Origin of the sequence: Micromonospora rosaria, assembly GCF_001567585.1 — a bacterium.
Taxonomy (GTDB): Bacteria; Actinomycetota; Actinomycetes; order Mycobacteriales; family Micromonosporaceae; genus Micromonospora; species Micromonospora rosaria.
In genome coordinates, this window is sequence record NZ_LRQV01000110.1 from 1 (window position 1) to 23867 (window position 23867).

At 73.9% G+C, this 23867-nt stretch carries 19 protein-coding genes; 10 read left to right on the forward strand and 9 right to left on the reverse strand.

Going from position 1 to position 23867, the window contains the following annotated elements; genetic code table 11:
- On the forward strand, window positions 1–336 hold a 336-nt coding region (locus AWW66_RS23835; protein WP_067370685.1), incomplete at its 5' end, for a hypothetical protein.
- Between the two features lie 57 nt (window positions 337–393).
- Here AWW66_RS23835 and AWW66_RS23840 read toward each other — a convergent pair.
- Window positions 394–1314: an NAD-dependent epimerase/dehydratase family protein gene (locus AWW66_RS23840; protein WP_245648458.1), complete on the reverse strand. Its 921-nt coding sequence runs from the start codon at window positions 1312–1314 to the stop codon at window positions 394–396.
- A 14-nt stretch (window positions 1315–1328) separates the two neighbouring features.
- Window positions 1329–2021 (reverse strand): sugar transferase, encoded by a 693-nt coding sequence (locus AWW66_RS23845; protein ID WP_067370688.1) that lies wholly within the window; start codon window positions 2019–2021, stop codon window positions 1329–1331.
- Between the two features lie 205 nt (window positions 2022–2226).
- On the opposite strand from AWW66_RS23845, the gene AWW66_RS23850 reads away from it, so the two are divergent.
- On the forward strand, window positions 2227–2874 hold the full coding sequence (locus AWW66_RS23850; protein ID WP_067370690.1) for a NeuD/PglB/VioB family sugar acetyltransferase: 648 nt from the start codon (window positions 2227–2229) through the stop codon (window positions 2872–2874).
- Window positions 2875–2883: 9 nt separating this feature from the next.
- On the opposite strand, the gene wecB is transcribed toward AWW66_RS23850, so the two are convergent.
- Window positions 2884–4008 carry a non-hydrolyzing UDP-N-acetylglucosamine 2-epimerase gene (gene wecB / locus AWW66_RS23855; protein ID WP_067370692.1) on the reverse strand — a complete coding sequence of 375 codons (1125 nt, stop codon included), beginning with the start codon at window positions 4006–4008 and terminating at the stop codon, window positions 2884–2886.
- A 249-nt stretch (window positions 4009–4257) separates the two neighbouring features.
- Here wecB and AWW66_RS23860 point away from each other — a divergent pair, with 249 nt between their 5' ends.
- The 3 genes from AWW66_RS23860 to AWW66_RS23870 are packed head-to-tail and all read left to right on the forward strand — an operon-like array spanning window position 4258 to window position 7516.
- Window positions 4258–5307, forward strand: a complete 1050-nt coding sequence (locus AWW66_RS23860; protein WP_083978849.1) for a polysaccharide biosynthesis protein — start codon at window positions 4258–4260, stop codon at window positions 5305–5307.
- The gene (locus AWW66_RS23865; RefSeq protein ID WP_067370695.1) at window positions 5304–6605 is read left to right on the forward strand and encodes a glycosyltransferase family 4 protein; all 1302 of its coding nucleotides are present in this window, start codon (window positions 5304–5306) and stop codon (window positions 6603–6605) included. The genes AWW66_RS23860 and AWW66_RS23865 overlap by 4 nt, the downstream gene beginning before the upstream one ends.
- Window positions 6602–7516 (forward strand): dTDP-4-dehydrorhamnose reductase family protein, encoded by a 915-nt coding sequence (locus AWW66_RS23870; RefSeq protein WP_211272079.1) that lies wholly within the window; start codon window positions 6602–6604, stop codon window positions 7514–7516. Before AWW66_RS23865 ends, AWW66_RS23870 begins: the two co-directional genes overlap by 4 nt.
- Before the next feature lie 85 nt (window positions 7517–7601).
- On the opposite strand, the gene AWW66_RS23875 is transcribed toward AWW66_RS23870, so the two are convergent.
- Window positions 7602–8834 carry a glycosyltransferase gene (locus tag AWW66_RS23875; RefSeq protein WP_083978851.1) on the reverse strand — a complete coding sequence of 411 codons (1233 nt, stop codon included), beginning with the start codon at window positions 8832–8834 and terminating at the stop codon, window positions 7602–7604.
- 221 nt (window positions 8835–9055) lie between these two features.
- Here AWW66_RS23875 and gmd point away from each other — a divergent pair, with 221 nt between their 5' ends.
- Genes gmd through AWW66_RS23890 form a run of 3 tightly spaced genes read left to right on the forward strand, consistent with a single transcriptional unit; the run spans window position 9056 to window position 12458 of the window.
- A complete protein-coding gene (gene gmd / locus AWW66_RS23880) occupies window positions 9056–10069 on the forward strand; it encodes a GDP-mannose 4,6-dehydratase (protein ID WP_067370698.1) in 1014 nt (337 codons plus the stop codon).
- Window positions 10066–11268: a glycosyltransferase gene (locus AWW66_RS23885; protein WP_067370701.1), complete on the forward strand. Its 1203-nt coding sequence runs from the start codon at window positions 10066–10068 to the stop codon at window positions 11266–11268. Before gmd ends, AWW66_RS23885 begins: the two co-directional genes overlap by 4 nt.
- Entirely contained in the window at window positions 11265–12458 is a 1194-nt protein-coding gene (locus AWW66_RS23890) for a DegT/DnrJ/EryC1/StrS family aminotransferase (RefSeq protein ID WP_067370704.1), read from the forward strand. The genes AWW66_RS23885 and AWW66_RS23890 overlap by 4 nt, the downstream gene beginning before the upstream one ends.
- Here AWW66_RS23890 and AWW66_RS23895 read toward each other — a convergent pair.
- Both AWW66_RS23895 and AWW66_RS23900 read right to left on the reverse strand, forming a co-directional pair.
- On the reverse strand, window positions 12373–13632 hold the full coding sequence (locus tag AWW66_RS23895; RefSeq protein WP_157527796.1) for an MATE family efflux transporter: 1260 nt from the start codon (window positions 13630–13632) through the stop codon (window positions 12373–12375). The two genes, AWW66_RS23890 and AWW66_RS23895, sit on opposite strands and share 86 nt — an antisense overlap.
- The gene (locus AWW66_RS23900; protein WP_067370708.1) at window positions 13629–14945 is read right to left on the reverse strand and encodes a hypothetical protein; all 1317 of its coding nucleotides are present in this window, start codon (window positions 14943–14945) and stop codon (window positions 13629–13631) included. The genes AWW66_RS23895 and AWW66_RS23900 overlap by 4 nt, the downstream gene beginning before the upstream one ends.
- Window positions 14946–15104: 159 nt before the next feature.
- Between AWW66_RS23900 and AWW66_RS23905 the strand changes: the two genes are divergently transcribed.
- Entirely contained in the window at window positions 15105–18215 is a 3111-nt protein-coding gene (locus AWW66_RS23905; protein WP_067370712.1) for a M14 family metallopeptidase, read from the forward strand.
- 102 nt (window positions 18216–18317) lie between these two features.
- On the opposite strand, the gene pgm is transcribed toward AWW66_RS23905, so the two are convergent.
- Both pgm and glgC read right to left on the reverse strand, forming a co-directional pair.
- Window positions 18318–19961, reverse strand: a complete 1644-nt coding sequence (gene pgm, locus AWW66_RS23910) for a phosphoglucomutase (alpha-D-glucose-1,6-bisphosphate-dependent) (RefSeq protein WP_067370715.1) — start codon at window positions 19959–19961, stop codon at window positions 18318–18320.
- 117 nt (window positions 19962–20078) lie between these two features.
- Entirely contained in the window at window positions 20079–21311 is a 1233-nt protein-coding gene (gene glgC / locus AWW66_RS23915) for a glucose-1-phosphate adenylyltransferase (protein WP_067370717.1), read from the reverse strand.
- Between the two features lie 72 nt (window positions 21312–21383).
- Between glgC and glgA the strand changes: the two genes are divergently transcribed.
- Window positions 21384–22586 (forward strand): glycogen synthase, encoded by a 1203-nt coding sequence (gene glgA / locus AWW66_RS23920; protein ID WP_067370719.1) that lies wholly within the window; start codon window positions 21384–21386, stop codon window positions 22584–22586.
- A gap of 105 nt (window positions 22587–22691) precedes the next feature.
- Here the strand turns inward: glgA and AWW66_RS23925 are convergent.
- On the reverse strand, window positions 22692–23867 hold a 1176-nt coding region (locus tag AWW66_RS23925; protein WP_342671938.1), incomplete at its 5' end, for a helix-turn-helix domain-containing protein.

Genomic DNA, 23867 nt, shown 5'->3' on the forward strand with positions numbered 1-23867 from the left:
GACGAGCAGGCGGAGGCGGCCCGGCTGGTCGCCGAGTTCGCCGCCGAGGCGGTCCGCCGGGGGCTGCCCACCACCCGGCTGGTCGCCCACGGCCACGACGGGCACGGCCGGTACCGCACCCCGCTGACCGGCTGGTACGTCGACCGGGCCCGCACCCGGGCGGTGGACGCCGAGGGCCGCTTCTACCTGCTGCTGGTGCCGCCGAGCCTGCGCGCCCGCCTGTTCGGGGCGGTCCCCCGACCGTCCCCGGCGCCGCTGGTGATCGGGGCCGGCGGCCGGGACGGCGAGTCCATCCCGCTGCGGGCGCTACTCGACCGCCGCCTCGCCGAGGGCTGACCACCGCCCGCCGCCCGTCACCCGTCATCCGGTCGGACCCCAAGCACCCTGACGGTGTCAGGACGGTGCGGTGACCCGCTGGCCCTGGTCGTCCCGGGCGGCCCAGAGGGCGGCGAGCGAGTCGGTCAGGGTGTGCTCCGGCCACCAGTCCAGGTCCCGCCCGGCCCGGGACACGTCGGCGCACATCCAGGGCACCGCCGAGGAGCGGTCGGTGCCGGTGACCCGACGGCCGTCGGTGAACCCGCCCGCGTACCCGGCCAGGTCGGCGAGGTGCCGTACCGCGTCGGCCACCGCCACGGCGGTCCCGCTGCCCACGTTGTACACCCGGTGGGGCAGCCGGTCGGCGTGCACCGCCGCCACCACGGCCCGCGCGACGTCCCGGACGTCCACGAAGTCCCGGTGGGCGGCGTCGAGCGGGAGTTCCACCGCCGGGTCACCCCGGGCCACCGCCGCGCCGACCAGGGTCGCCGCCCGGCCCAGCAGGTTGCCCTCGGACAGGCCGGGCCCCACCGGGTTGAACACCCGCAGCACCACGGCGTCCACGTCCGGGCCGGCGGACTCGACCAGGCCGGTGGCGGCGAACTGGCTGCGGCCGTAGTCGCTGACCGGGCGGGCGGGGTCGGTCTCGGCGACCCGGTGCCCGGCGGCCACCACGCCGTACTCGGCGGCCGAGCCGAGCCGGACCAGCCGGGCGCGCGGCGCGGCGGCGGCCAGCGCGCCGAGCAGCTTCCCGGTCACCACCGGGTACGCGCGCGTGAAGTCGTCCGCCGAGCCGACGATCGGGCCCGCGCAGACGACCAGCGCCTGCGGCCGTACCCGGGTCAGCAGCGCCGCCAGCTCCGCCGGGGTGGCGGCGACCAGGTCGCACTCCCGCCGGGCCGGCGCCACCACGTGGGCCCGCGCGGCGAGGGCCCGGTGCACCGCGCCACCGAGGAACCCGGAGGCGCCGAAGAGCAGGATCGTCGGGTGGGCCGGCACGGCGGTCGCCCCGGTCAGGCCGTGGACCGGGACGCGACGGCCTCGACGGGCTGCCGGTCGGCCACGTCACCGGCGGTGGAGCCCATGAACTCGTGCCAGGTGACGGTGCCCGGCGCGGAGATCCCCTCCCGCTTCAGCACCACCCGTACGGTCGCGGCCAGGATCCGCAGGTCCAGCCCGAGACAGCGGTTGTCGACGTACTCGATGTCGTAGCCGAACTTCTCCTCCCAGGTCAGCGAGTTGCGCCCGCGTACCTGGGCCAGGCCGGTGATCCCCGGACGGACGTCGTGCCGGCGGGCCTGCTGCGGCGTGTAGCGGTCGAGGTAGCTCACCAGGTGCGGGCGGGGCCCGACCAGGCTCATCTCGCCCCGCAGCACGTTCCACAGCTCGGGCAGCTCGTCGAGGCTGCTGGCCCGTAGCCAGGCGCCGACCCGGGTGAGCCGGTCGGCGTCGGTGACCAGCCCCCGGTCGGGGTCGGCGTGCCGCATGCTGCGGAACTTGACCAGGTCGAACAGCTCGCCGTGCCGGCCGGGCCGGGTGTGCCGGAAGAGCACCGGCCGGCCGAGTGTCACCAGCACCACCAGGGCCACCACGGCCATCACCGGGGCGAGCAGGATGAGCAGGAGCGCGGCGAGGACGATGTCGAGTGTCCGCTTGATCCGGTCGTATGGGCGGGACACCGCCGTGTGGTCTGTTGTCGTACCCATGGACGTGTCCATGCCTCCGTCTGGGGGGAAACCGGTCACCTGGCCTCATCCTGGCGGATCAACCGCCCCATGGTCGGTGAAACACCCAAAGAGGTAGAAACAGGATTAAGATTCGCAATTACCATCAACCCCGCACCGATCGTCACCGGTGGCGGCCGGGACCGTTCAGAGGAGGGGGCCGGCGGGCGGCCCGGAGGGAGCGCGGATGACGACCGATGTGGTGATCGTGGGCTGCGGCGGGATGGGCCGCGAGGTGTTCGGCATGATCCGGGCGGTCAACGCGCGGGCCGGCGACGAGGCCGTCTGGCGGGTCCTCGGCTTCGTCGACGACTACCCGACCGAGTCCGGGGTCAAGCTGGTGCACCGCCTCGGCGTGCCCTTCCTCGGCCCGACCCGCTGGCTGGCCGGTCAGCCACCCAGCACCCACCTCGTCCTCGGCGTGGGCGAGCCCCGGTTGCGCCGGGAGACCGACAACAGTGTCCGGCGGTACGGCCTGCCGGCCGCGACGGTGCTGCACCCGAACGCGGAGATCGGGCCGGACTGCGTCTTCCAGGAGGGGCTGGTCGCCGCCGGTGGCGCCCGGGTGACCACCAACGTGGTCCTGGGCCGGCACGTGCACCTCAACCAGAACTGCACCGTGGGGCACGACACCGAACTGGGTGACTTCGTCTCGGTCCACCCGCTGGCCGCCGTCTCCGGCTACTGCCGGCTGGCGGAGGGCGTCCTGGTCGGCACCACCGCCGCGGTGCTGCCGCACCGCGCCGTCGGACGGGACGCCGTCGTGGGCGCCGGTGCCTGCGTGACCCGGGACGTCCCGGCCGGGGCGGTGGTCAAGGGGGTGCCGGCCCGGTGAGCCGGCCGGTCAGCGGCGGATGCCCGCCCAGTCGTGGTGCCGCCGCACGGTCGACAGGATGAAGTCGACGACCCGGCGGGAGGTGTCCGGCACCTGGTAGTCGGCGGGGCAGGAGGCCGGCCCGGTGACGGCGTGCCCGACGGCGACCCGGACGGCCTCCACCACGCCGGCCGGGTCCAGCCCGGTCATGATGACGGCCCCGGTGTCCAACGCCTCCGGTCGTTCGATGGACTCCCGCAGGGTCACGGCCGGGAACCCGAGGATGGCCGCCTCCTCGCTCACCGTGCCGCTGTCGGAGAGCGTGCAGTGGGCGTGGCGTTGCAGCATGACGTAGTCGAAGAAGCCGAACGGCTCGTGGAAGGCGATCCCGTCGAGGTGGCTGTCGCCGACGGCGAGCGCCTCCAGCCGCTTGCGGGTCCGGGGATGGGTGGAGACCAGCAGCGGCAGCCGCCACTCGTCCCGGACCGCCCGCAGGCAGTCCAGCAGGCGGCGCAGCCGGTCCGGTTGGTCGACGTTCTCCTCGCGGTGGGCGCTGACCACGACGTACCCGCCGGGGTCGAGTTCGAGCCGGGCCAGCACGGTGGAGCGGTCGATCTGCGGCCGGTAGTGGTCGAGCACCTCGCGCATGGGCGAGCCGGTGTGCAGGATGCGGCGCGGGTGCAGCCCCTCGGCGAGCAGGTTGCGCCGGGCGTGCTCGGAGTAGACCAGGTTGAAGTCGGCGACGTGGTCGATCACCCTACGGTTGGTCTCCTCGGGCACGTTCAGGTCGAAGCACCGGTTGCCCGCCTCCATGTGGTACACGGGCACCTTCATCCGGCGGGCCATCAGCGCCGAGATCGCGCTGTTCGTGTCGCCGAGGACCAGCAGCGCGTCCGGGCGGCACTCGGCGACGGCCTGCTCGGTGCCGACCAGGACGTCGCCGAGGACGGTGCCGAGCGACCGGGTGTCCACCCGCAGGAACCGGTCCGGCGGGCGCACACCCAGCTCGGTGAAGAAGACGTCGGACAGCGCCGGGTCCCAGTTCTGCCCGGTGTGCACCAGGGTGTGGTCGACGGTCCGGTCGAGCAGGTCGATCACCCGGGCCAGGCGGATGATCTCCGGCCTGGTCCCGACGACGGTCATCACCCGGGTCATGCGACGCCCTCCTCACGGCTGGGGACCGTGTCGACGTGGGCGGGGTGCCGCACGAGGTCTCCGTGCGGAGCAACGACGGGGGCCACCGGAGCGTGACGGCCCGCCAGCATATTTCGGTTTTAGTCCAAATAGGCGTCTCTCCCGGCATTTTGGTTGTTATATGTGACGACGGTCCGTTCACCGGGCTGCCCACCCCTCGTCCCCCGTCCCCTACCTCCCGTCGTGCCGGCGGGACAGACAGGAGGAGATGTGTCGTCCTCACTCGCGGACCGACGCGTCCTGATCACCGGCGGGACCGGTTCCTTCGGCCAGACGATGGTGGCGCGCCTGCTCGACGCCGGCGCGGCGGAGGTACGGGTGCTCAGCCGGGACGAGGCCAAGCAGGAGGCCATGCGGATCCGGCTGCGCGACGACCGGGTCCGGTTCTACGTCGGCGACGTCCGGGACCTGGACACCGTCACCAAGGCGACCCGGGGCGTGGAGTACGTCTTCCACGCCGCCGCGCTCAAGCAGGTGCCGTCCTGCGAGTTCTTCCCCCTGGAGGCGGTCCGCACCAACGTGCTGGGCAGCGCCAACGTCGTGGACGCCTGCGAACGCAACGCGGTCTCCGCCCTGGTCTTCCTCAGCACCGACAAGGCGGTCTACCCGGTCAACGCGATGGGGATGACCAAGGCCCTGATGGAGAAGGTCGCCCAAGCCCACGTGCGCAACAACCCGGGCGCCCGGACCCGGGTCTGCTCGGTGCGGTACGGCAACGTGATGTGCTCGCGCGGATCGGTCATCCCCCTGTTCGTCGACCAGATCCGCAGCGGCGTGCCGCTGACCGTCACCGAGCCGACGATGACCCGCTTCCTGATGTCCCTGGTCGACTCGGTGGAACTGGTCGAGCACGCCTTCGAGTACGGCCAGCCCGGGGACGTGTTCATCCGCAAGGCCGCCGCCTGCACCATCGGGGACCTGGCGACCGCCCTGTGCAACCTGTTCGAGGTGCCCGCCAAGTTCGACGTGCTGGGCCTGCGGCACGGCGAGAAGATGTACGAGACGCTGGCCAGCCACGAGGAGCTGGCCCGCGCCGAGGACTTCGGCGACTTCCTGCGGGTGCCCATCGACAGCCGCGACCTGAACTACTCGCTCTACGTCGAGGAGGGCGACCCGACCAGCGACCACCGGTCGGACTACACCTCCGACAACACCCTGCGGCTGACCGTGCCGGAGGTGATGTCCCTGCTGCTCGGCCTGCCCGAGATCCGGGCGCACCTGGATCCCGCGCCGGAGCTGACCGTGGTGGGCCGGCGATGATCGGGATGGAGACCGGCGGGGAGCCCCGGGTCGTCTTCGTCTCCCAGTGGTTCGCGCCGGAGCCGACCACCACCCCGGTCTGGGTGGCCCGCTCACTGAGCCGCCAGGGGCTGCCCGTCAAGGTGCTGACCGGGGTGCCCAACTACCCGACCGGCGAGGTCCATCCCGGCTACTCGCCGTGGCACCGCTCGGTGGAGACGCGGGAGGGACTGCGGGTGTACCGCCACCCGCTCTACCCGAGCCACGACCACTCGGCCCTGCGCCGGGTCGCCAACTACGCCAGCTACGCCGCCTCCTCGTCGACCCTCGGCTCCGGCCTGCTGCGCCGGGCCGACGTGGCGGTCGTCTACTCCTCACCGGCGACGGTGGGGGTGGCCGGGATGTTGGCCCGGCTGCGCTGGGGCCTGCCGTACGTGCTGATGGTGATGGACGTCTGGCCGGACTCGGTCTTCGCCACCGGGTTCCTCACCGACGGGCTGGCCCGGCGGGTCGCCGAACCCGGGCTGACCTGGTTCACCAACCAGACGTACCGGTGGGCGAGCCACGTCACCGCCACCTCGCCGGGCATGCGCGACACCCTGGTCTCCCGGGGCGTGCCGGCGGAGAAGGTGTCGGTGGTCTACAACTGGACCGACGAGAAGGTGATGCGGCCGAGCGAGCCCGACCCGGTGCTGCGCTCCTGGCTCGGGCTCACCGCCGACGACTTCGTGCTGATGTACGCGGGCAACCACGGCGCCGCGCAGAACCTCGACGTCGCGGTACGGGCGATGCGGGAACTGGCCGACCTGCCCCGGGCGCACCTGGTCCTCGTCGGCGACGGCATCGACAAGCCGGTGCTGCGCGACCTGGCGGCGGACTCCGGGCTACGGACCGTCCACTTCGTGGACCCGGTCGAGCCGGAGCGGATGCCCGCCCTGATGGCCGCGGCGGACCTGCACCTGGTCTCCCTGGCCGACCAGGACCTGTTCCGGGTGACCCTGCCGAGCAAGGTGCAGTCCATCCTGGCCTGCGCCCAGCCCGTCCTCACCTGCGCGCCCGGCGACGCCGCCCACGTGGTGCACGAGGCGGGGGCCGGGTTCAGCTCACCGCCCGGCGACCCGGTCGCGCTGGCCGCGCGGATCCGCGAGGCCGCCGCCCTGCCCCGGCAGCGGCTGCGGGAGATGGGCGCGGCCGGCCGCGCGTACTACCTCGACCACCTCAGCGAGGAGATCAACTCCCGGCGGCTGGCCGACCTGGTGCGCCGCGCCGCCGACGGCCGGCAGCGGGGACGGTCCTGGCGGTTGGGGGGTGTCCGGTGAGGCAGCGGGTGCTGATCCTCGGGGTGACCGGGATGCTCGGGCACACCCTGCTGCGCGAGCTGAGCGGCGCCGAGGAACTGGACGTGCACGGTACCGCGCGGGACGCCGGGAGGGCGCGGGCGATGTTCCCGGCGCACCTGGCCGACCGGATCGTGCCGGGGGTGGACGTCACCGCGCCCGGCGCGGTACGCCCGATCCTCGCCCTGCTCCGCCCCGCCGTGGTGGTCAACTGCGTCGGGGTGATCAAGCAACGGCCGGAGGTGGCGGACCCGAGCACCACGATCGCCGTGAACGCGCTCTTCCCTCACCTGCTGGCCGGCGAGTGTGCCCGGCAGGGCGCCCGGCTGATCCAGGTCGGCACGGACTGTGTCTTCTCCGGCAGCCGGGGCGGGTACGCCGAGACCGACGTCCCCGACCCGGAGGACCTGTACGGGCGGGCGAAGCTGCTCGGTGAGACGACGACGGGACCGGCGTTGACGCTGCGCACCTCGATCATCGGTCACGAGGTGGGCAGCGCCCGCTCCCTGGTGGACTGGTTCCTCAGTCAGCGGGGCACGGTGAACGGCTTCACCGGGGCGGTCTACAGTGGGGTGACCACTGTGGAGTTCGCCGCGCTGCTGCGGACGGTGGTGCTGCCCCGCCCCGACCTGAGCGGGCTCTGGCACGTCGCCGCCGACCCGATCACCAAGTACGACCTGCTCCGGCTGGTCGCCGAGGTGTACGGCTGGCCGGGCCGGATCGAGCCGTCGGACGCCCTGCGCTGTGACCGCTCGTTGTCGGCGGCGGCGCTGCGGGCGAGGACCGGGTACCGGCCACCGGCCTGGCCCACGATGATCGAGCGGCTGCACCGGGCGGCCCGGGACTGGGGCCTGCCGGTGACCCGGCCGGCGGCGGTGCCCGGCCGGAGCTGAGCGGCGAGGTCACGGGGCCGTCGCACGGCCCATCCGCCCGGACGGCCGGGCCGGCGCACGGCCCCGCCGGCCGGGCGGGTGGGCGTCAGGGGGCGGTGGGCAGCGGCGTCGGGTCGTGGATCGCCCGGCGGGCCAGGTCCAGGACGCTGACCTCCTCCTGCCGGTCCCGCCACCGCCGGTAGGCCGCGCCGGCGGCGAGCCGGTCCGCCCGCCGCCGGGCCGGCGACGCGGCGGCCACCCGGGCGATCTCCGTCGCCAACGCCGCCGGGGTCAGCTCGCGGACGACCCACCCCCCGCCGTCGCGCAGCACCTCCGTCCAGGGCGTCCGGTCCGAACAGATCACCGGGCAGTGGGCGGAGAGGCTCTCCGCGATCACGTGGCCGAAGTTCTCGCCCCGGGTGGGCAGGACGAAGGCGTCGTAGCGGGCGAAGGTGGCACACACCTCGTCGGGCAGGAGCACGCCCCGGTGGGTGACCGAGGTCGACGCGGGCAGCGCGGCGGCGAGCGCCCGGCACCGACGCCAGTACGCCTGGTCCTCCTCCGGGCCGTAGATGTCGAGGTGCACCGGGCCGGGGACGTGGGCGAGCGCGGAGAGGACGAGGTCGAGGTTCTTCATCGGGGAGATCCGCCCGATGAAGACCAGCCGCGCCGGGCCGGCCGGGGGCGGTCCGTCCGGCACGGGGGTCGGCTCCGGGCCCCGGCCACCCACGGCCACCACGCCGATCCGGGCCCGGGGCAGCACCCGCCGGATGTCGGCGGCCTCGGCGGGGGTGGTGGCATGCCAGAGCACCCGCGGCCCGGCCAGCAGCCAACGCCAGCCGGCCAGGAAGAGCCGTTTCTTGGCACTCTTCAACCCGAGCGCGCCCGCGCCGAACTCGCCCCGGGGCGCGACCAGGATCCGGTCCGCCCGGAGCAGGCCGAGCCGCACCGCCACGATCGGCAGGATCGAGTACGTCGACCAGACGCTGTTGACGTAGAGCAGGTCGTACCGGTCGGCCCGCAGCCGCCGCCAGAGCGGACGCCAGTGGGCGGGGCGCCGGGCGTCGAGGTAGAAGACGTCCGCCCGGCCGTGGCGGACCCAGCGGCCGGAGAGCCCGGGGTAGGGGGTTGCCGCGCCGAGGTCGTGGTCGCGGGTGACCAGGGTGACCTCGATGTCGTCGGCCGTACTGGCGAGCATCTCGGCGATCGACCGGATGGGGCCACCGGCCCGCCAGCCCGGGGTGAAGTACCCCGCGGTGACGAGGGCCCGGAAGGTCGGCGCGCCGGTGCCGGCCGGCCGGCCGGCCGTGGTCGCACCGGGGGCGGTGTGGTGGGCCATCGTCGCTCCTCGGGTGGGTCGCAGCACCGCCCGGCCCAACGATCGGACGCCGCACCGGTGACCCTTTTCCGACGACATAAAAGTGCCTAACTCTTAAATACATGAAACTTCATGATCCACCGCTTATGTCCGGTATAACGATGCGGAGGACTGTTCCGGTTCGTCGCCGACGTCTCCGGTCCCGGCGTGGACCGCCCCGGCGACACCACGAGAGGGACCACATGTCACGAGTCGCGCTCATCTCCGGCATCACCGGGCAGGACGGCAGTTACCTGTCGGAACTCCTGCTCGACAAGGGCTACACGGTGCACGGGATCAAGCGACGGTCGTCCACCTTCAACACCGAACGGATCGACCGCGTCGACGTCCACCCGAGGGCCGGCGACGCCCGGCTGTTCCTGCACTACAGCGACCTGTCCGACCCGGCCTCGCTGACCGCGTTGATCCGCGACGTCCGGCCCGACGAGATCTACAACCTCGGCGCGCAGAGCCACGTGCGGGTCTCCTTCGACATCCCCGGCTACACCGCCGACGTCACCGGGCTGGGCGCGCTGCGGATGCTGGAGGCCGCCCGCGCCGCCGACGTCGGCTGCCGCTTCTACCAGGCGTCCTCCTCGGAGATGTTCGGCTCGACGCCGCCCCCGCAACGCGAGGACTCCCCGTTCCACCCCCGCAGCCCGTACGCCTGCGCGAAGGTCTACGCCTACTGGTCGGCGGTGAACTACCGCGAGTCCTGGGGCATGTACTGCGCCAACGGCATCCTGTTCAACCACGAGAGTCCCCGCCGGGGCGAGAACTTCGTCACCCGCAAGATCACCCGGGCGGTGGCCCGGATCGAGGCGGGCATCCAGGACACGCTCTACCTGGGCAACCTCGACGCGGTGCGGGACTGGGGCTACGCCCCGGAGTACGTCGAGGCGATGTGGCTGGCGCTCCAGCAGGACCGGCCCGACGACTACGTCGTCGCCACCGGCGAGGGGCACACCGTCCGCGAGTTCGTCGAGGCCGCCTTCGCCCACGTCGGCCTCGACTGGCGCGACCACGTGGTGATCGATCCCCGGTACTTCCGGCCGGCCGAGGTCGACTCGCTCATCGGCGACTACGGCAAGGCCCGGCGCACCCTGGGCTGGGCGCCGAAGACGCTCTTCACCGACCTGGTCCGGGTGATGGTGGACGCCGACCGCCAACTCCTCGACGACGAGCGGATGGGCCGGCTGGTCCGGGTGGACCGATGAGGATCACCGTCGAGGCCACCCCGATCCGCCCCGGCCACGCCGCCGGGCTGGAGGCGTTCACCTACGGCCTGCTCGACGGGCTGGCCGCCGGCACCCCGCTCGACCTGCGGGTGACCGTGCTGCGCGGCACCGCCGACGAGTGGCGCGACCGGGTCCCCACCGACCGGATCACCTGGGCCGAGGTCGGCATGCCGCTGCGCTCCGACAACCGGTACGGCCGGGTGCTGCGCCGCTTCACGCCGGACCGGGTCCGCGACTCGCTGGTCGTCCGGCGCACGGTCAACGCGGTCCGGCAACGGGCGCGGACCGGGCACGGCGAGGCGGACGCGGTGCTGTTCCCGTTCCACTGCGCACCGATCCGGGGCGACGCGGGGGTCGTCGTCCTGCACGACCTGCGGCACCTGCACGCCGCGTTCCACGCCCCCGGCTACGAGGCGGTGATCCGGGCGAACGTGGCCCGCGCGGCGGCCGTGGTGGTCTCCTGGCCGCACCCGTACCAGGAGGCGCTGGCCATGTTCCCCGAGGCGGCGGAGCGGATCGCACTGATCCCGCCGCCGACGTTCCAGTCCGCGCCGGACCGCTCGACCGCGCGTCCCGAGCCGGGCCTGCTGGTGTACCCGTCCTCCACGGCGGCGCACAAGAACCACGCGACCCTGCTGGAGGCGATGGCGCTGCTGCCCGACCACCGGCTGATCTGCCCCGGCCCGCTGGTCGAGCCGGAGGCGAGCCGGCTGCTCGCCCGGGCCGCCCAGCCCGACCTGCGCGGCCGGGTGTCGTTCCCCGGTTTCGTCACCCTCGACGAGCTGAACGCCATCTACGCCCGCGCCGACGCGGTGGTGGTGCCCTCGCTCTGGGAGGCCGCCAGCGGGGCGATGCTGGAGGCGTTCAGCTGGGGCCTGCCGGTCGCCTGCGCGGACGCCGAGCCGCTGCGCGCCCAACTGGAGTTCACCGGCGCGGAGGCCGCGGTGTTCCGGTCCACGGACCCGGCCTCGCTGGCCGACGCGGTCCGCCGCCTGCTGGCCGACCGGGCGCACTACGCCGCCGCGTCGCTGCGCGCCGACGACCGGCTGGCCCGCCGTACCTGGGTGGCGACCGGACGCGACTACGCCGACGTGCTGCGCTGGGTGGCCGAGGGCCGCCCCGGGCCGATGCCCCGCTCCACGTTCGCCGCCACGCTGGCCGCCGGAGGTACCCGGTGAGCGACCCGGCGCAGCGGTTCCCGGTGGCCCGACCGAGCCTCACCGACCTGGAGGAGCGGTACCTGCTCGACGCGCTGCGCAGCGGCTGGATCTCCTCCCAGGGCCCGTACCTGCGGGCCTTCGAGGAGCGCTTCGGCGCCCGCTGCGCGGCCGGGGCCACGCTGGCGACCGGCAACGGCACGGTCGCCCTGCACCTGGTCCTCGCCGCCGCCGGCATCGGGCCCGGGGACGAGGTCGTCGTCCCCGCGCTGACCTACGTGGCGACCGCGAACGCGGTGGCCTACTGCGGCGCCCGCGCGGTCTGCGTGGACGTGCTGCCGCAGACCTGGTGCGTCGACCCCGCCGCCGTCCGGGCGGCGATCGGCCCGCGCACCCGGGCGGTGATCGCCGTCGACCTGTACGGCCACCCCGCCGACTACCCGGCCCTGCGCGACCTCTGCGACCGGCACGGCCTGCTGCTGGTGGCCGACGCGGCGGAGTCGTTCGGGGCCACCCTGCACGGCCGGCCCACCGGGTCGCTCGCCGACGCCACGACGTTCTCCTTCTTCGGCAACAAGGTGATCACCTCCGGCGAGGGCGGCTGCGTGACCACCTCGGACCCCGCGCTGGCCGACCGGATGCGCCTGCTGCGCAACCAGGGCATGGACCCGCAGCGGCGGTACTGGTTCCCGGTGCTCGGCTACAACTACCGGATGACGAACCTCGCCGCCGCGCTGCTCTGTGCCCAGCTCGACCGGGCCGACGAGATCATCGCCGCCCGGGACCGGGTGCTCGCCGGCTACGAGGAGCAGCTCGCCGACGAGCCGGCGCTGCGACCCCAACCGGTCGCCGCCGGGGTCCGTCGCGCGCCGTGGATGGCGTCCTTCCTGGTCGGCCCGGCCGGCGACGGCACGTACCGGGACGAGCTGGCCCGCGCGCTGGACCGGCTCGGGGTGGAGACCCGCCCATTCTTCGTGCCGATCCCGCAGCTCCCCGCGCACCACGACCCGACCGCCGACTGCCCGGTGACCACCGACCTGAGCCGGCGCGGCATCAACCTGCCGACCTACGCCGACCTGGGCGAGCCGGAGGTCAAGACGGTGGTCGAGCGGGTCCGCGCCGCGCTCAGGCAGGCTGCGCCACGAGGGGCCGCTCCGCCGCCCGGCGACGCAGCAGGAGCTGGTAGCTGCGCCCCCACGCGAGCGCACTGAGCAGGGCCATCACCACCAGCGCCACCGCCGCGCCGCCGGCGCCGACCAGGACGGCCCCGGCGACGACCACCGGCACCCGCAGCACCCCGAGCACGACGCCGACGACCACCGCCCGGCCGGACGCCCGCTCGATCCGCAGCCCGGCGAAACCCACCGCGGCGGGGACGGCCAGCAGGCTCTCCAGCGCCAGCAGCGGCAACAGGCCCTGGGCCAGCGCCCAGTTGGCGCCCAGCAGCGCCGTGCCGACGCCGTCGGGCAGCAGGGCGACCGCCAGCGCCATCGGCAGCGCCCCGGCGGTGACGAGCAGGACCAGCCGGACGGCGGCCCGGGTACGGACGGCCGTGGTCGCGTCCCGGGTCCGGGCCAGGTGGGGCAGGATCAGCGTCGAGGCGGTGGACACCACCAGGTTCACCGGCCCGAGGATGGTCCGGCCGGCGCTCAGCGCCCCCACCACGGCCGTGCCGGCCAGGCCCGCCATCGCGGTCAGCGCGAGCTGCGCCGAGCCGGTGGTGACCAGGAACTGCGCCCCGAACCCCAGCGCGGTACGGGTCTCCGTCCGGCCGGCGGACCACCCGGGCAGCAGTCCGTACCCGCGCCGCCCGGCGGCCACCAGGCCGAGCAGCGCGCCGCCGACCGCCCAGCCCGCGAAGACCGTCTCCGGGCCGACCAGCCGCAGCAGGCCGGGCAGGACGGCGAGGACGGTGAGCGCCGCCCAGGCGCCCTCCTGGCGCAGCGCCCGGCGGGGCGCGCCGACGCCCAGCGCGACCGCCTTGGCGTGGTCGTAGAGGACCAGGCCGGGCAGGGCCGCGCCGGCGAGGAGCAGGTACCGCGAGCCGGTGGCCGCCCCGGCGGCCAGCACGAGCCCTCCGGCCACGACCCCCACCAGGGTCGCCCGCCGGGCGGCCGGGGCCGCCCCCGCCGCCGCGGCCAGCACCGTGTCGGTCACCATCGCCCGGACCAGCCCGGAGACGAGGACGTAGAACGAGAAGGCCACCGCGAACCGGCCCACCCCGCCCACCGTCTCCAGCCGCGTGACGGTGACCGCGAGCAGGAAGTTGCCGGCGCTGGAGAGCCCACCGACGACCAGGGCGAGCGGGGCCCGGCGGTGCCGGAGCCGGCCGGCCGCCGCACCCAGCCGGGCGACGACGCGGACCGGGCCCGCACCCGCCGTCACGGCAGCGCGCCCGCCGGTCCGCGGGGCCGACCGGCGGGACCGGGCCCGATCCGGCTCCACCCGGGGTCCGGCCGGCGGCGGGTCAACCACAGCACGAGGAAGACCGGCACCGCCGAGACGACGTGCTGGATGAAGCTGATCGACGCGTCGGGGTAGGTGGCCGACCACAGCAGCGGGTCGGCCAGGACGAAGCAGAGCAGGCTCAACCGGGCCGGGCCGGGCGCGCCCCGCCAGCGCAGCAGCAGCACCACCACGGCAGCCCAGACGGCGTAGAAGACCACCACCCCGACCGGCCCCTCGAAGAACCAGATGTTGCCCAGCGCCAGGAAGGTGAACGCCGAGGTGGTGGTGCCGCCGAGGTACCGGTTGATCTGCTGCCCGGTGGAGATGGGCGGCCGGTCGGGGTCGAGCGCGCGGGGCACCACGCCGTACCGGAGGTGGTCGCTGAAGCCGGGCTGGTCCAGGTCGACCGGGACGTCGTAGCCGGCGACGGCACCGATCTGCCGGTCCAGGCGCAGCCGGTCGGCCGCCGTCGACCCGCTGGTCACCGCGACGCCCCGGGCCTCCCGGATGGAGTTGCGGTAGTCGAACATGGTCGGCCAGAGCAGGAAGACCACCAGCACGCCGACGACCAGGTACCGCAGCCGGAAGATGCCGCAGACGGCCCCGGCGGCGGCCACGAAGAAGACGAACCCGAACAGCGGCGCGGAGATGGCCGTCATGGCCGCCAGCAGCGCCTGGGCGGCGGTGAGCGCCGCCAGCCAGCCGTACAGCCGGGACCGGGCCAGGTGGCCGCCGACGTGACTGGCGACCAGCAGCGCGAAGCCGAGCGCGCCCCAGCCGGAGAAGAGGGAGGCCACCGCCCCGACGGTCGAGTCGGGAACCGTACCGGAGAGCTGGGCGACGATGGTGCCCCGCCCGGTGTACGCCCCGGCGAGGTTGGCCACGATGCTCGTCAGCGCGACCAGCCGCGCCACCAGGTAGAGCCGGGGGTACTGCGCGTTGGCGTCGCGCAGGCCGCGCCGCCACTGCGGGTCGGGGCTGCCGAAGAGCAGGCCGAGCGTCTCCACCGAGGCGCTGCCCAGCAGCGCAAGTCCCACCAGCCGCAGGATGAACCCGGTCTGCGGGTTCTGGTTGACGATCGCCATCGGCAGGACGAGCAGCGCGAACGGGGCGAGCAGGGCGATGCTGACCGGATAGCGGCGCAGCAGCCGGCCGGTGCCCTCCCGGCGTGCGCCGCCGCCGACCGGCGGGGCCGGAGGGGACAGTGTCCCCCGCCCCGGTGCCGCGTCCCGTCCCCTGCCGTCGTCCACCTAGTCAGAACGATCCGCGCCGACCGGGGACACGCTCCGACGAGGACGTTCCCGCCGACGGGATCGCGGTGTCGGGCAAATGATCGATCACCACCATTGACAGCGGTGGCCACGCCCAGCAGGCTCCCCGCTACGAGTGTTTCCATCGAAGGAGATGCGATGAGACCAACGAGGCTGGCGACCGCCGGCGTGGTCACTCTGGTCGGCGCGCTCGTGCTGACCGCTCCGGCGAGCGCACGACCCCCGTCCGAGGCGGGCGGGCGCGACAGCCTGCAGGTGTACGTCGGCACACTCGACGCGGGGCAGGTGGAGAAGCTGCGGGCCACCGGCGCCGACCTCGGGCACGCCCGCCGGGGCACCGACGCCGCCGGGCGGACCCGGGTCGAGACCGTGCTGACCGAACGGGAGGCGGCCCGCCTCGCCGGCCAGGGCGTCCGGCTCGACGTCAAGAAGGTCCGGGGCAAGGACGCCGCCCAGGCGTTGCGCGAGCAGTCGGCGGCCGGCTGGACGGCGTTCCGGTCCTACAGTGAGCCGGGGGGCATCCGGGACGAGATCACCGCCACCGTCGCCCGCCACCCGAAGCTGACCAAGCTGGAGACCATCGGCCGGTCCGTGCAGGGCAAGCCGATCCTGGCGGTGAAGGTCACCAAGAACGCCCGGACGGTGCCGGACGGCAAACGGCCGGCCGTGCTGTACGGCAGCACCCAGCACGCCCGCGAGTGGATCACCCCGGAGATGACCCGCCGGCTGATGCACCACGTGCTCGACAACTACGGCACCGATCCGGCGATCACCCGCCTGCTGGACACCACCGAGCTGTGGTTCCTGCCGGTGATCAACCCGGACGGCTACGACCACACCTTCACCCCGGGCAACCGGCTGTGGCGCAAGAACCTGCGCGACAACGACGGCGACGGGCAGATCACCAGCGTCGACGGCGTCGACCTCAACCGCAACTTCGCCACCAAGTGGGGGTACGACGACGAGGGCTCCTCGCCGGAGCCGTCGAGCGAGACGTACCGGGGCCCCGGCCCCAACTCGGAGCCGGAGACCAAGGCGCTCAACCAGCTCTTCCAGCGGGTGGGCTTCGAGTACTTCATCAACTACCACTCGGCGGCGGAGCTGCTGCTGTACGGCATCGGCTGGCAGGTCAGCACCCCCAGCCCGGACGACGTCATCTACCGGGCGCTGGCCGGTGACGACGCGAACCCGGCGGTGCCCGGGTACGACCCGGACCTCTCCGCCGAGCTGTACACCACCAACGGCGACACCGACAGCCACGCCACCGTGCGGCACGGCACCCTGGGCTTCACCCCGGAGATGTCGACCTGCGAGGCGGCGGCGGCCTCCGACCCGGACGACCAGTGGCGGCCGGAGGACTGCGTCAGCGGCTTCATCTTCCCCGACGACGAGCGGCTGATCGCGGCCGAGGTGGCCAAGAACATCCCGTTCGCCCTCTCGGTGGCGAACTCGGCGGCCACCCCGGACGAGCCGGTGTCGGTGCTCGGGCACACCACCCCCGACTTCGTGGTCGACTCCTTCGACACCTCGTACGGGCGCACCCAGCAGGTCGCGTCGAACATCCGGCGGTCGCTGAAGAACGTCCAGATGCACTACGTGGTCAACGGCGGCCGGCCGAAGACCAGCCCGGTCCGCGAGTGGCGCGGCGGCGAGCGGTACGGCGACACCCACGACAAGTACTACGGCGAGTTCCGGGGCACGGTGCGCGGCACCAAGCCGGGCGACCGGGTCGAGGTGTGGTTCACCGGCACCAAGCCCCGCACCGGGCCGGTCGCCAGTGAACGCTTCACCTACCGGGTGCACGGGGACATCGGCGGGGACGTGCTCGTCCTCGCGGTCGAGGACGTGACCGGGCTGAGCCCGGCGCAGACCGGCACCACCGCGAAGTACGCCGACGAGATCGCCGCCTCGTTGACGAAGGCGGGCCGTACCAGCGACGTGTACGACTTCGACGTGATGGGCCGCAAGGCGCCGCACCCGCTGGGCGTGCTGTCGCACTACCAGGCGGTGGTCTGGGAGACCGGTGACGACGTCATCCTGCGCTCCCCCGGCCAGGTCGCCGGCACCGCCGCGCGGGCGGCGCTGGAGACCGAACTGGCCGTGCGCGACTACCTCAACGAGGGCGGCAAGGTCCTGGTCAGCGGCAAGTACGCGCTGTTCGCCCAGTCGGCGAACGGCTCGTACATGTACCGGCCGGAGGGCACGACCGAGTGCACCGACCCGGACGACACCACCTGCCTGCCGCTGCTGAACGACTTCCAGCAGTACTACCTGGGGGCGTACAACTACGTCAGCGACGGCGGCACCGACCCGGACGGCACGCCGTACCCGGTCAGCGGCGCGGCCGGGGCGTTCACCGGGTTCACCGGGCAGTTGAACGCGCCCGGCTCGGCGGGCAACCAGGACCACACCGCCTCGTTCCTGTCCACGTCGAGCTTCCTGCCGCCGGACCGGTTCCCGCAGTTCGCCAGCTCGGCGACGGTGGACTGGAACCGGCCCGGGGCCGCGCCGTTCGACCCGCGCACCGGGGACTGGTACCTCTACAGCGGGCGGGCCGACGAGGCGTACAAGCGGCTCAGCAAGACCGTCGACCTGACCTCGGCCACCAGCGGTGAGCTGCGCTTCTACACCTCGTACGACATCGAGCCCGAGTGGGACTTCATGATCGTGGAGGCGCACGAGGTGGGCACCGACACCTGGACCACGTTGCCGGACCGCAACGGCCACACCAGCCAGGACACCGGGGAGAGCTGCGCCTCGGGCTGGGCGAACGAGCTGCACCCGTTCCTCGCCCACTACCAGGGCGCGGACTGCTCCCCCACCGGCACCACCGGTGCCTGGCACGCGGCCACCGGCGCCTCCGGCGGCTGGCAGGAGTTCTCCGTCGACCTGTCGGCGTACGCCGGCAAGCGGGTGGAGATCGCCATCACGTACGTCTCCGACTGGGCGACGCAGGGCCTCGGCGTCTTCCTGGACGACGCCCGGGTGATCGTCGACGGCACGGTGGTGTCGGAGACGTCCTTCGAGGAGGCCGACCTGGGCGGCTGGACGGTGAGCGGGCCGCCGGCCGGCTCCGCGCCCGGCGCGAACGACTGGACGCGCAGCCAGCAGGCGTTCGAGGAGGGCGCGGTGGTGGTCACCGAGGACACCGTCTACCTGGGCTTCGGCCTGGAGGGGCTGGCCCCGGCGGCCCGGGACGACCTGGTCGCCCGGTCGCTGGCCCACCTCACCGGCGGTTCCCGGCAGTAGCACCGCAGGGCGCGTCGGCGGTCTGCGCACCGCCGACGCACCCGCCGGCATCCGATACAGCGCGTCGCCCGCCCCGACAGACGGGGCGGGCGACGGGTCGTTTCAGGCCTTCGCCAGCACCTCGTCGACCAGGTCCTTCGCCTCCGCCTGGATGCGGGCCAGGTGCTCCGGCCCCTGGAACGACTCGGCGTAGATCTTGTACACGTCCTCGGTGCCGGAGGGGCGGGCGGCGAACCAACCCGACTCGGTGGTCACCTTGAGCCCACCGATCGACGCGCCGTTGCCCGGCGCGGTGGTGAGGGTCGCGGTGATCGGCTCACCGGCCAGCTCGGACGCGGTCACCTGCGCCGGGGAGAGCTTGGCCAGCGCGGCCTTCTGCGCCCGGTCGGCCGGGGCGTCGATCCGGGCGTACGCGGGGGCCCCGAAGCGCCCGGCCAGCTCGGCGTAGTGCTCGCTCGGGCTCCGCCCGGTGCTGGCGACGATCTCGGCGGCGAGCAGGCAGAGCAGGATGCCGTCCTTGTCGGTGGTCCAGGTGCCGCCGTCGCGGCGCAGGAAGGACGCGCCGGCGCTCTCCTCGCCACCGAAGCCGACCGTGCCGTCGAGCAGGCCGGGGACGAACCACTTGAACCCGACCGGCACCTCCAGCAACGGCCGCCCCAGGTCGGCGGCGACCCGGTCGATCATCGAGGAGGAGACCAGCGTCTTGCCGACCGCCGCCCGCGCGTCCCACCGGTCCCGGGTGCGGAACAGGTGGCCGATCGCCACCGCCAGGTAGTGGTTGGGGTTGAGCAGGCCGCCGTCGGGGGTGACGACGCCGTGCCGGTCGGCGTCGGCGTCGTTGCCGGTGGAGACCTGGTACGCGTCCCGGGCGGCGATCAGCGAGGCCATCGCGTTCGGCGAGGAGCAGTCCATCCGGATCTTCCCGTCGCCGTCCAGGGTCATGAACCGCCAGGTCGGGTCGACGGTCGGGTTGATCACCGTCAGGTCGAGGCGGTGCCGCTGCGCGATCTCCCCCCAGTACGCCACGCTCGCCCCGCCGAGCGGGTCCGCGCCGATGCGGACCCCGGCGTCGCGGATCGCGTCGAGGTCGAGCACGGCCGGCAGGTCGTCGACGTACCCGGCGAGGAAGTCGTACTCCCCGGTGGTGTCGGCGGCACGGGCCCGCGCGTACGGGATGCGTTTGACCCCGGTGAGCCCGGCGGCCAGGATCGCGTTCGCCCGGTCCTGGATCCACCGGGTCGCGTCGGTGTCGGCCGGACCGCCGTGGGTGGGGTTGTACTTGAACCCGCCGTCGTCGGGCGGGTTGTGCGACGGGGTGATCACGATGCCGTCGGCGAGGCCGGTGGAGCGGCCCCGGTTGTGCGTCAGGATCGCGTGCGACAGCGCCGGGGTGGGGGTGTACCCGTCCCGGCTGTCCACCAGCACGGTGACGTCGTTGGCGGCGAGCACCTCCAGCGTGCTGACCGTGGCCGGCGCGGAGAGCGCGTGGGTGTCCCGGCCGAGGAAGAGCGGCCCGTCGACGCCGTGCGCGCGGCGGTAGTCGACCAGCGCCTGGGTGACCGCCAGGATGTGCCGCTCGTTGAAGGCCCGCTTCAGGCTGGAGCCCCGGTGCCCGGAGGTGCCGAAGGACACCTGCTGCGCCGGGTCGTCCGGGTCGGGGTGCTCGGCGTAGTAGGCGGTCACCAGCCTCGGCACGTCGACCAGGTCGGCGGGCTGGGCGGGCTGGCCGGCACGGGGATGGGCCACGTCGGGGTACCTCCTGATCGGCGCACGGACGCTGGGGCTTTCCCGGCGGCGGCCGGGGTCATGCCTGACGGCCCGGCCGGGCCGGGCGGCGGGCCGCCGGGCGGGCCGGGTGGTGGCTCACGGCTCGACGCGTTGGCCCTTGCCGATCACCACGATGCCATTGTCGGACACGGTGTAGCGCTGCCGGTCCCGCTCCAGGTCGACACCGATCTCCGCGCCCTCGGGCACGACCACGTTCTTGTCGAGGATGGCCCGGCGGACCACCGCGTGCCGGCCGATGTCCACCCCCTCCATCAGCACCGCACCGTCCACGTGCGCCCACGAGTGCACCTTGACCTTGGGCGAGACGACCGAGTTCTCCACCAGCGAGCCGGAGATCACCGCGCCGGGCGAGACCATCGAGGCGACCGCCCGGCCGACCCGCTCCCCCCACTGGTGCACGAACTTCGCCGGCGGGTACGGCTGCAGCCCGGTGTAGATCGGCCACTCGAAGTTGTAGAGGTTGAACATGGGGTGGACGTTGATCAGGTCCATGTGCGCGTCGTAGTACGAGTCGAGCGTCCCCACGTCCCGCCAGTAGCCCCGGTCCCGGTCGTCGCTGCCGGGCACCTCGTTGTCGCGGAAGTCGTAGACGTTGGCCTCGCCCCGCTCGACCAGCATCGGGATGATGCTGCCGCCCATGTCGTGCTTGCTGGTCTTGTCCTCGGCGTCGGTCTCCACCGCGTCCAGCAGCGCCTTGGTGGTGAAGACGTAGTTGCCCATCGAGGCGTAGATCTGGTCGGGGGCGTCGGGCAGGCCGACCGCGTCGGTGGGCTTCTCCCGGAAGGCCCGGATCCGCCGGCCGTCCTCGGCCACCTCGATCACCCCGAACTGGTCGGCGCTGGACAGCGGCTGGCGGATGCCGGCCACGGTCACCCCGGCGCCGGAGGCGATGTGCGCGTCCACCATCTGCCGGGGGTCCATCCGGTAGATGTGGTCCGCGCCGAAGACGATCACGTAGTCCGGCTGCTCGTCGTGGATCAGGTTGAAGCTCTGGTAGATCGCGTCGGCCGAGCCGGCGAACCACCACGGCCCCCGGCGCTGCTGCGCCGGCACCGGCGTGACGTAGTTGCCGAGCAGGGTCGACATCCGCCAGGTCATGCTGACGTGCCGGTCCAGTGAGTGGGACTTGTACTGGGTCAACACGACGATCTTGAGGTACCCGGCGTTCGCCAGGTTGGAGAGCACGAAATCCACCATCCGGTACATTCCGCCGAAGGGCACGGCGGGTTTGGCCCGGTCGGTGGTCAACGGCATGAGGCGCTTCCCCTCGCCTCCCGCCAGGACGATCGCAAGCACCTTCGCAGCCATGGTCAGACGCTAACCACCCGCGTCCGACTTCACCACTCGTACGACCAGTCTTCTGCACTAGGGTGCGGGGTCATGACCGACTCCTCACCGCCGCGCGTCGATCTGCTGACCCGGGAGTACCCGCCGGAGGTGTACGGCGGGGCCGGGGTGCACGTCGAGTACCTGGCCCGCGAGCTGCGCCGGCTCACCGACGTCCGGGTGCACTGCTTCGGCGCGCCGCGCGACGAGCCGGGGGTCACCGCGTACCCCGAACCGGCGGGGCTGGCCGGGGCGAACGCCGCGCTGCGCACCATGGGGGTCGACCTGGAGATGGCGGCGGCCTGCGCCGGCACCGACGTGGTGCACAGCCACACCTGGTACGCCAACCTCGCCGGGCACACCGCGAAACTGCTGCACGGGGTGCCGCACGTGATCACCGCGCACAGCCTGGAGCCGCTGCGCCCGTGGAAGGCCGAACAGCTCGGCGGCGGGTACGCCCTCTCCTCCTGGATCGAGCGCACCGCGTACGAGGCGGCCGACGCGGTGATCGCGGTCAGCGCCGGGATGCGCCGGGACGTGCTGGCCGCGTACCCGGCGGTGGACCCGGACCGGGTGCACGTGGTGCACAACGGCATCGACACCGCCCAGTACGCCCCGGACCACGGCACCAACGTGCTGACCCGACTCGGCGTCGACCCGGCCCGGCCCAGCGTGGTCTACGTCGGCCGGATCACCCGGCAGAAGGGCCTGCCGTACCTGCTGCGGGCGGCCCGCGAGCTGCCCGCCGACACCCAGCTCGTGCTGCTGGCCGGCGCACCCGACACCCCGGAGATCGCCGCCGAGGTGGAGGGCCTGGTGGCCGAGCTGCGGGCCACCCGTACCGGGGTGGTCTGGGTGGCCGAGATGCTGCCCAAGCCCGAGGTGATCCAGGTGCTCACCCACGCCACGGTCTTCGTCTGCCCCTCCGTCTACGAGCCGATGGGGATCGTCAACCTGGAGGCGATGGCCTGCGAGACGGCGGTGGTGGCGACCGCCACCGGGGGCATCCCCGAGGTCGTCGCGCACGGCGAGACCGGCCTGCTGGTCCCCATCGAACAGGCCGCCGACGGCAGCGGCACCCCGCTGGACCCGGCGCAGTTCGTCGCCGACCTGGCCGCCTCGATCACCACCCTCCTCGCCGACCCGTCGACGACCGCCACCCTCGGCAAGGCCGGTCGCCGCCGCGCCGTCGAGCACTTCTCCTGGGACGCCATCGCCACCCGCACCCTCGACCTCTACCGCACGCTCCACGGGTAAGGAAGGGCCCCCTGTTAACGCTTCCGGTAGAGCAGGGGCCCCTTCTTAACACCCCGGCTCACGAGGACAGCGGCGGCGAGCCGGGCGGGCAGCCGGCGCGGCGGGTCAGGTGACGCGGAGGGTGGCGGCGAGGCGGGTCAGGTCGGCGGGGGCGGTGCCGGAGCGCGCCACCACGGCGACCAGGTCCCGTACCGCCGGCCGGTGGTGGACCTCGCTGCGGGCGGTCCGCTCGGCGTCGAGCAGGGTACGGCCGGCCCGGCGCAGGTCACCGGCGCGGGCGTACGCGCGGGCGACGTCGAGCAGGTACGCGGCCCGGTGCTCGGGCGGCAGCCACCGCCCGCCGTCCCCGGCCACCCACCGCTCGTGGCGTACCGTCGCCGTGCCGGCGTCCCCCAGGAACACCGCGACCACCACCCGGGCCGCCCCGACGGACGCGGGGCCGAAGCCGCCGCCCTCCGGCAGCCCCCGGGCGACCTCGGCGGCCTGGTCGACCAACTCCCCCGCGCTGCGCCCGTCGCCCCGACCGGCGGCGGCCAGAGCGGCCTGCACCAGCAGCGTCCCGCGCAGCGCGGCGTCGCCCGGGGCGGCGGCCCCGGCGGGCCGGACCCGGTGCGCCGCGACCAGGGCGGCTGCCATCGCCGACCGTCGCCGTCCGCAGCAGCGCAGCGCCTGGGTCAGCGGTACCGTCGCGGCGGCGACCAGCCGAGCGTCGTCCGTGGCCAGGGCCACCGCGAAACCCCGGTCGGCGGCCAGCCACGCCAACTCGCCCTGATCGACCTTGACCAGCGCCAGCGCGACCAGCCCGTACACCGGCACCAGCAGGGCGTCGACGGCCGGGCCGGGGCGGGCCGCCTGCGCCGCGCGGACCGCGTCGAGCAGACCCGGCAGCAGCGCCAGCAGTTCCGGGTACCGGGCATGCCGGTAGCTCTGCTCCGCGTGGCCCAGCCGGGCCCGCAACGCCGCCACGTCCGGCACCCGGGGCGGGGCCGCCACGTGGTACCGGGCCAGGGCCGCGCGGACCCCCGCCACCCCGGCGGCGGCCCGGTCCGGCTGCCCCGGCCGGTCCGCCAGCAACACGTCCAGGTCGATACGCAGCGCCGCCGCCACCTCCCGCAGGCTCGACACCCGCTCCAACCGGCGTACCCCGCGCTCGACCTTGTCCACCCAACTCTTCGACCTGCCGAGCCGGTCGGCGAACTGCTGCTGCGTCATGTTCCGCCGGACCCGCCACTGCGCCACCCGCCGCCCCACCGGCAACTCGTTCACCACCGCCCCACCCCC

Excerpts from the sequence above, each read along its gene's own strand:
- AWW66_RS23845 (WP_067370688.1), bottom strand. The coding sequence starts at position 2,021 with ATGGGTACGACAACAGACCACACGGCGGTGTCCCGCCCATACGACCGG.
- AWW66_RS23850 (WP_067370690.1), top strand. The coding sequence starts at position 2,227 with ATGACGACCGATGTGGTGATCGTGGGCTGCGGCGGGATGGGCCGCGAG.
- wecB (WP_067370692.1), bottom strand. The coding sequence starts at position 4,008 with ATGACCCGGGTGATGACCGTCGTCGGGACCAGGCCGGAGATCATCCGC.
- AWW66_RS23865 (WP_067370695.1), top strand. The coding sequence starts at position 5,304 with ATGATCGGGATGGAGACCGGCGGGGAGCCCCGGGTCGTCTTCGTCTCC.
- AWW66_RS23875 (WP_083978851.1), bottom strand. The coding sequence starts at position 8,834 with ATGGCCCACCACACCGCCCCCGGTGCGACCACGGCCGGCCGGCCGGCC.
- gmd (WP_067370698.1), top strand. The coding sequence starts at position 9,056 with ATGTCACGAGTCGCGCTCATCTCCGGCATCACCGGGCAGGACGGCAGT.
- AWW66_RS23885 (WP_067370701.1), top strand. The coding sequence starts at position 10,066 with ATGAGGATCACCGTCGAGGCCACCCCGATCCGCCCCGGCCACGCCGCC.
- AWW66_RS23905 (WP_067370712.1), top strand. The coding sequence starts at position 15,105 with ATGAGACCAACGAGGCTGGCGACCGCCGGCGTGGTCACTCTGGTCGGC.
- glgC (WP_067370717.1), bottom strand. The coding sequence starts at position 21,311 with ATGGCTGCGAAGGTGCTTGCGATCGTCCTGGCGGGAGGCGAGGGGAAG.
- glgA (WP_067370719.1), top strand. The coding sequence starts at position 21,384 with ATGACCGACTCCTCACCGCCGCGCGTCGATCTGCTGACCCGGGAGTAC.